Source organism: Gammaproteobacteria bacterium (genome assembly GCA_028817255.1).
Lineage (GTDB): Bacteria > Pseudomonadota > Gammaproteobacteria > Porifericomitales > Porifericomitaceae > Porifericomes > Porifericomes azotivorans.
In genome coordinates this window covers 5,692-7,474 of sequence record JAPPQA010000121.1, presented here as the reverse complement: position 1 = coordinate 7,474, position 1,783 = coordinate 5,692, and the positions used below count along the sequence as shown (strand labels likewise).

Below are 1,783 nucleotides of genomic sequence, written 5' to 3'. Positions count from 1 at the left end.
TTTCGCAGGAATGGCGGAATTGTGTGCTGCCGCTTTAATCAGAGCATCCCTGAGATTCGGGCACGGTACGCGCGGCGCGCGCCGTCTTGTCGCCTTGCCCCGGACGGCAGGGGGCGTGTAGCGATGCAGGGGATTTTCCTCGTGGGCCCCATGGGCTCGGGAAAGAGCACGGTGGGTCGCCTGCTGGCTCGCCGCTTGCGTTATTCCTTCTACGACACGGACCGCGAGGTGGAGGTCCGGGCGGGGGCTACGGTATCCGAGATCTTTCGTACGGAAGGCGAGACGGGGTTCCGGCGGCGCGAAAGCCATGCGCTCCGGCAATTGAGCCGGCGCCCGCGGACTGTATTGGCGACGGGCGGGGGGGCGGTGCTCGACTCGCGGAACGTTTCCTGCCTTGTCCGCAATGGCGTCGTCGTCTATCTGCGTGCCGCCCCCGAGGAATTGGCCCGCCGCGTGGCCGGCGATGCCTCAAGGCCGCTGTTACAGGGGCGCGAGCTCCTGTCTCGCATCCGTGAGTTGCTGCGTGAGCGCGCGCCTTGCTACGAGAGGATTGCCGATTTGACGGTGGACAGCGACCAGCTCGCGGCAGCGGCCGTTAGCGAACGGATTTGCGCATGGCTGGACTCCCGTTGAGAGTATTCCGGGTCGAGCTCGGCGCGCGCAGCTACCCCATCTACATCGGCAGCGGCTTGTTGCGCGCCCCGGCCCTGTATGCGCCTCATGTGCGGGACAGGCGGGTGCTGGTGGTTGCCGACCGGGCGGTGGTCCCCTTGTACCTGGATTCGGTGCTGGCCGGGCTCGGGGCGCAAGAGGCGCAATCCCTGGCGCTGGAAGGCGGGGAATCCTGCAAGTCGCTGGCAACCCTGGAGAGGATCGTCCGCCGCCTGTTGGAGGGGCGCTACGACCGCGACAGCGTCATCGTGGCCCTGGGCGGCGGGGTGATCGGCGACATCGCCGGTTTCGCTGCGGCCTGCTACCAGCGGGGGATCGCGTATTTGCAGGCGCCTACCACTCTCCTGGCCCAGGTTGATTCGGCAGTGGGAGGCAAGACCGCCGTCAACCACGATCTGGGCAAGAATATGATCGGCGCCTTTTATCAACCCGCGGCGGTGATCGCGGACATGGAGTCCCTGGCCAGCCTGCCGGACCGGGAAATCGCCTGCGGGCTGGCAGAGGTGATTAAGTATGGCTTGGTGCGGGATGCCGGCCTCTTCTCGTGGCTGGAGGAAAATGTGGAGCGTCTCCGGCGGCGCGACCCGGAGGCGCTGTCTCATATCGTCGAGCGTTCCTGCCGGATCAAGGCGCAGGTCGTCGCCTGCGACGAACGGGAACAGGGGACGCGGGCGCTGTTGAACCTGGGGCATACCTTCGGCCACGCGATTGAGACCGCCCTTGCCTACCGCGATTGGCGGCATGGGGAGGCAGTGGCGGTCGGCTTGTCTATGGCCGCGGACCTGTCCCGTCGGCATGGCTGGCTGGATGCGCGGGCGACGGCTCGGATTGACCGCCTGCTGGCGGCGTTCGGGTTGCCGCTGCGCCCCGCCGCCGGGCTGGAGGCATCGCGCCTGCTCGAACTGATGGGCGTGGATAAGAAGGCCCGTTCCGGCAGGCTGCGCCTGGTACTCTTGCGCGCCCTCGGCGATGGTTTCGTCACCTCCGATTTCTCCGATAGCTTGTTGCAGGAAACCTTGGCGGAGTTCTGTTCTTGACGGCATGTCGCGCGGGAACTCCGTGCGGGTTTTTGCCGCGGCGCCGGATTCCCCGCCTGCCCGGCATTCCCCGC

At 67.0% G+C, this 1,783-nt stretch carries 2 protein-coding genes; both read left to right on the top strand.

Annotated elements, in window-relative coordinates:
• A partial coding sequence (locus tag OXU43_05445) for a shikimate kinase (protein ID MDD9824597.1) occupies nucleotides 1-633 on the top strand: 633 nt, incomplete at its 5' end.
• Nucleotides 615-1,709, top strand: a complete 1,095-nt coding sequence (gene aroB, locus OXU43_05440) for a 3-dehydroquinate synthase (GenBank protein MDD9824596.1) — start codon at nucleotides 615-617, stop codon at nucleotides 1,707-1,709. The genes OXU43_05445 and aroB, both read left to right, overlap by 19 nt.
• Nucleotides 1,710-1,783: the final 74 nt, after the last annotated feature.

Coding starts and splice junctions, on each gene's coding strand:
- aroB (MDD9824596.1), top strand. CDS start 615: ATGGCTGGACTCCCGTTGAGAGTATTCCGGGTCGAGCTCGGCGCGCGC.